General features: G+C 60.5%; 6 protein-coding genes. All 6 read right to left on the minus strand.

Annotated elements, in window-relative coordinates:
• The coding region (locus AC1D01_RS20205; RefSeq protein WP_477869406.1) for a hypothetical protein at positions 1 to 1,136 on the minus strand (1,136 nt) is incomplete at its 3' end.
• A 5-nt stretch (positions 1,137 to 1,141) separates the two neighbouring features.
• Complete coding sequence (locus tag AC1D01_RS20210) at positions 1,142 to 1,561, minus strand: hypothetical protein (RefSeq protein WP_477869408.1); 420 nt, start codon at positions 1,559 to 1,561, stop codon at positions 1,142 to 1,144.
• An 85-nt stretch (positions 1,562 to 1,646) separates the two neighbouring features.
• Positions 1,647 to 2,108 carry a hypothetical protein gene (locus AC1D01_RS20215; protein WP_477869410.1) on the minus strand — a complete coding sequence of 154 codons (462 nt, stop codon included), beginning with the start codon at positions 2,106 to 2,108 and terminating at the stop codon, positions 1,647 to 1,649.
• Positions 2,109 to 2,114: 6 nt separating this feature from the next.
• Positions 2,115 to 2,516 carry a hypothetical protein gene (locus tag AC1D01_RS20220; protein WP_477869412.1) on the minus strand — a complete coding sequence of 134 codons (402 nt, stop codon included), beginning with the start codon at positions 2,514 to 2,516 and terminating at the stop codon, positions 2,115 to 2,117.
• 175 nt (positions 2,517 to 2,691) lie between these two features.
• A complete protein-coding gene (locus AC1D01_RS20225; RefSeq protein WP_477869414.1) occupies positions 2,692 to 3,015 on the minus strand; it encodes a hypothetical protein in 324 nt (107 codons plus the stop codon).
• A gap of 99 nt (positions 3,016 to 3,114) precedes the next feature.
• Positions 3,115 to 5,090: peptidase domain-containing ABC transporter (locus tag AC1D01_RS20230; RefSeq protein WP_477869416.1), on the minus strand; the 1,976-nt coding region annotated here is incomplete at its 5' end.

Here is a 5,090-nt window from a genome sequence, read left to right on the forward strand (position 1 = left end):
CCACCGAAGAGCGCCGCTCCGAGCATAACAACTGCCGCGATAGGAGCCCCCACTGTCACGCCAACTGCGGCAGCTGCGGCAAGGGCAATTCCCGCAATGGCGGTACCAGCAGCCGTGCCAATAGCCGAGCCCCCGGTGTCAATCGCCCACAGCTTCATGATCTCTAGAGCTTGGGCGTCGTTGCCCTGGGCCTTGGCCTCGGCCGCCTCGGCGCTTGCCATGGCAAACGCCAGAATCCCAGCGACTGGTCCGAGCAATTTGGCCGATTTGAGCGCTACTGCACCTCCGGCTTTGAAGAGAGCCTTGGTCGTGCTGACGTTGAGTTTCGCGAAATCGGTGAAGGCACTTACGCGACTTGGATTCGCCTTGAGGTAGTCCTTCCAGACGTCGAGCTTTTCAGGGTGGCTCTTCAAATAGCTTGCGTCGAACAGTTCCGAGGCGAGGAGATTTCCTCTGGCCACCGAAATGACGTTGCCCTTGGCGTCGTTGACGACGTTGAGGCCGCTGACAACGAGGCTCCTTTCGCTGCTGAGCTTGAGCCCTTCAAACATCCTGCTTGTGTCGGGTGGAACCCGACCCGCCTCAGGGTACATAGCCTTGAGGGCGTTGACATCGTATTCGTTGATCTTGGTAACGGCCGAGTTCTGAAGCAGCGCGGGCAGTTCAGCTTTATTGAAGACGCGGTCTGCGGTCGCCCGTTCGCCTGAAACCAATAACCTGACCTCCCCCTTCGTGGCTTGAGCGAAATTTTGGGACGCTGCAGCCCACGGAGCTGTGTGCGGGTCGCTTGCAAAAATCCAATCTGTAGCTGGATTTTTCCCCAGTTTTCCATCAACTAATTTCCCAATATCCTCATCCGACAACCCAGAGGCCATACCAGCGGCACGAAGGAATTCGATTGATTTAAGGAATTTTGCCGCAGGAGTTTTATCTAAAACACGAATATCCTCACCTGCATCAACCATCGCCCCTACGACCTGAGTAGCACTGGAACCGTCTGGCAAGAGTCCACCGTAAAATACGGTTATCGAGCCAGTAGCTTCAATAGAAACCTTCTTCACCAAGTCGGTCAGGGCCTGTTGCGTAAGTTCTGTTGACTGGAGTAGCAGTTTTGCTTGATCGAGTGAGTAGGGCATGATTTTTATTCGGCATCCAATATGACTTCATAAGAGGTCTTGGTGGACAAAACCCCTAATCCACGGTAAGAAGCCAAGGCCTCCCGAAGATCGCCAATGATTTGCTCCCGCTTGGCTTGCAATTCCTGGGTCAAACCGCCGATGTGCAAGATCCTTTTGTGCTCCCAACCGTTGCCGCCTCGAAAATCTCCTCCGATATCGATCGTTTCGAGCAGCACATCCAACAAATGTCCACCCCAAAAGAATGCCCAATGTATTTGCCCTGGAACGCCTTCCGGACTAGTTCCTGTGCGACGTACCAGAAATATTCCACGATCTCTATCCACCGTCCAGTCGCTTGAGCCAGCCCGATAAAAATGGTTATCGTCCGTTATGTTGTATTTTTTCTTATCCGCTTCAGGGATGTATTCAGTCACAAAAGCCATGTGTTTTTCTCCTGTTTTCTCGATATTCTAACGTTTGACGACAGCCTCAAGTCTGAAGTGCAACATCTTTACCAGCAGGTAGAGCTCATGCAGGCCTTCTACGTTTGAGCCAACCGAACCTCCAACTCAGCAGCAGCCAAACTGGTAGGGTTATGAGAACTGAAAGCACGCCGACTACGACCAGTGACTGAGAGAGGTTCCCGCGATTTCTCCGTTGATCGTAGTATCTCTTCAGTGCATTGACAGTCGGATTCCGACTGTCGTAGGCGACCAACGTCTCCGGTTGTGCCGCGTATTGAAGGGCTCCCTGCTCATCCGTTGATGTCGTCAGGGCATAGTACTGAGTGCCGCCGACCTGAAACGCGTAGCGCACTCGGTAAGAACTGAGCTTTTTGCCGCCTGTTTTGACGACCTCGACAAATTTAGCACTCGCGAAAGCGGGGGACTCTGAAATCGCACTTTCTTTTAGATTGGCCGATATCTCTTCACTTCCGAAAAGATAGGCCGACGCGAGAAATATCACCGAGAAGAGGATGAAGTTTTTCATTGATGGTTATATTGACACGTGCGAATTGGCTGCAACTTCCGCTTTCAAGATGAAAAACAGCTTCTTCGAAGCGGTGATCAGGTCGCCCACCCCGCGACAGCTTCGCCATTCATAGGCGGTAGGCGGTAGCAGCAACGCAGCCGCCCGCTCCCACAACAACGCGATCCACGACGGCGCCTCGAACTGCGCACGCTCGTTGTTCCGCACATTGCGCATCAACTGCGGGCCCGCCACCGTCCGCACCRATGCCGCGTCGAACCCGCGCTGCTCCGCCAGTTCGATCAGCGCCGCGCACTCCTCGCTCGCCAACAGGCCCGGTACCGAGAACATGCGCTCCGAATGGGGCACCCATTGCCGGGGTGATGTGGGCACAACAGCCAGCGCGTCACCGATCACGAGGTTCGACATGCATTCTTCCTTCTCCCCTTTAACCGCGTCAGTCTAGTCACGCCGCGCCGCAAAGTCCGCCACTGCACGCACACCCTGATGGGGGACATCAACAAGCCAGATGGCGGTATGAGCACTCTGTATGGAACGAGTGCGCGGACGCGCTACTGCAAGCCGCGCGTCCGCGCACAACCACCTACTTCACCTCATCATCGTCCGGCGCTTTCACGCAGACGCTGATGTCGCACAGGCCGCATTCGCAGCGCACCTCCAGCACCGGCAGCGCATCCGGCACGCCGGTCTGCCGTTCACTCACCGTCACCACGCCATAGCACGCGGGGCATCGTCGCTCCGCCGTGCCCGCCTGCGCGCCGTGCGAGTGGGCCGCATCCAGCGCGATGCCCTGCGCCTGCAGGAACAGCTCGTCCGCCCGCCGATCAATCCAGCGCTCGATCGCTTTCATCGCGACCACGAACCCCACTACCGACACCACTATCGCAACACCTAACCAATCGTTCATTTGCCGTCCTTTGCCAACACCGGGTTGCACTGCAGATGGTGTTGAGCGAAGCAGCTTAGAAATCAACTGTGCAGGAGATATGCAGTTGGCAGCCTCATCTCAGCCTTCTCCGCTCAGATCGGGTGCCGTTGTCGCCACCGCCTGCAGCATCTGCGCCCCATCCGCATGCAGCTGCACCACCGCATCGATCTTCAGCAGCTTCGGCAGGTTGTGCGTGATGAACAGCATCGTCACCCGCCCCTTCAGCGCGTTGATCGTCTTCGCGAAGCTCTCGGCCGTGTCATGGTCGAGCGCCGACGTGGCCTCGTCGAAGATCAAGACCTTCGGGCCCTTCAGCAGCGCGCGCGCAATCGCCAGCCGCTGCTTCTGCCCGCCCGACAGGCCACTGCCGCGCTCGCCGATCTCGGTCTGGTAACCCTGCGGCAGCGCCTCGATCGTCGTGTGGATGCCAGCCATCTTCGCGGCCTGCACCACCTGCTCGAACGTGGCCGCCGGGTTGCCGGCGCGCAGGTTGTCGAAGATGCTGCCGCTGAACAGCACCGTCTCCTGCGGCACCACGCCGAAGTGCGCGCGCAGCTCGTTGGCCGCCATGTGGCGGATGTCGACATCGTCGATGCGGATCTGCCCCTGGCTCGGCTGGTAGAAGCCCATCAGCAGCTTCGCGAAGGTGCTCTTGCCGGTGCCCGAGGGGCCCATGATCGCGACCGTCTGCCCCGGCTGGATGGTCAGGCTCAGGTCCTGGTACAGCAGCGGCAGGTCGTCGGCATAGCGGAAGCCGAGGTTGCGCACCTCGATGCGGCCGGCGCCACCCGCCTGCCGCTGCGGCGTGATCGAGTACGGCTCGGCCGGCGCGTTCATCACGTCGCCCAGCCGCTGCACGCTCAGCGAGGCCTGCTGGAACTGGCTCCACAGCCCGACGATGCGCAGCACCGGCTGGCTCAGCTTGCCCGAGAACATCTGGAAGGCCACCAGCATGCCGATCGTGAAGCTCGGTTCGGTCATCACCGTGTAGGCCCCCACCATCAGGATCAGCAGCGTCTGCACCTGGTCCAGCGTGGTCGCGAAGATGTTGTAGGTGTTGGCCGTCTGCTTCGTCTTGAAGCCCGACTGCAGGTAGCTCGCCAGGTAGCCGGCAAAGCGCTGGCGCAGCTGCGGCTCCATCTGCAGGCTCTTCACCGTCTCGAAGCCGGCGATGTGCTCGGTGACGAAGGCCTGGTTGCGCGCGCCCAGCAGGAACTGCTCGTTCAGCCGCGACTGGAACAGCGGCGCGATCACGATGCTCACCACCGCGATGACCGCCAGGATGCCGAGCGCGATGCAGGTCAGCAAGGCGCTGTACCAGAACATCAACCCGAGGCAGATCACCAGGAACGGCAGGTCGAGCACCAGGCCGACCGCCGCCCCCGAGACGAACTCGCGGATGGTTTCCACCGCATGCAGGCGCGCCGCGACGACGCCGGTCGGCCGGTGCTGGAAGTAGCGCAGCGGCAGCCGCAGCAGGTGCTCCCAGATGGCCGCGCCCAGCACCGCGTCGACGCGGTTGCCGGTGTGCAGCACCAGGTACTGGCGCACCCAGCTGAGCAGGCTGGTGAACACCGTGAAGATCAGCATCGCGATGCCGATCGCGATCAGCGTGCTCTCGGTGCGGTGCACCACCACCTTGTCGATGATGGCCTGCGTGAACAGCGGCGTGGCCAGCGCGATCAGCTGCAGCGCGAGCGAGGCGAGCAACACGTCGCGCCAGACCTGGCGGTGCTTCATCAGCTCGGGCACGAACCAGCGGAAGCCGAAGCGCGGCGCCCCGGCCGCACCATCGGGATCGGCCGCCGCCGCGGTGACCGGTGCCGCCAGCCAGGCCTCGCCGGTGATCGCCTGCGCGAACGTCTCGGCATCGAGCTCGTTCGCCGTCGCGCTGCCGGCCTTGAACAGCACCACCTTGCCGTCGACCGCGGCGGTCACGATGCCGAACACCGGCGCTGCGTCGTCCGTGGCATCGGCCTTCAGTGCCACCAGCAGCGGGAACACCATGCGTTCGAGGCGAGCCGGCTTCAGCATGATCTGCCGCACCTTCAGGC

This window comes from Rhizobacter sp. P3_B12 (assembly GCF_056402895.1).

What these genes read in the sequence shown, in the direction of transcription:
- AC1D01_RS20210 (WP_477869408.1), bottom strand. Translation starts at nt 1,561, where the DNA reads ATGGCTTTTGTGACTGAATACATCCCTGAAGCGGATAAGAAAAAATAC.
- AC1D01_RS20215 (WP_477869410.1), bottom strand. Translation starts at nt 2,108, where the DNA reads ATGAAAAACTTCATCCTCTTCTCGGTGATATTTCTCGCGTCGGCCTAT.
- AC1D01_RS20225 (WP_477869414.1), bottom strand. Translation starts at nt 3,015, where the DNA reads ATGAACGATTGGTTAGGTGTTGCGATAGTGGTGTCGGTAGTGGGGTTC.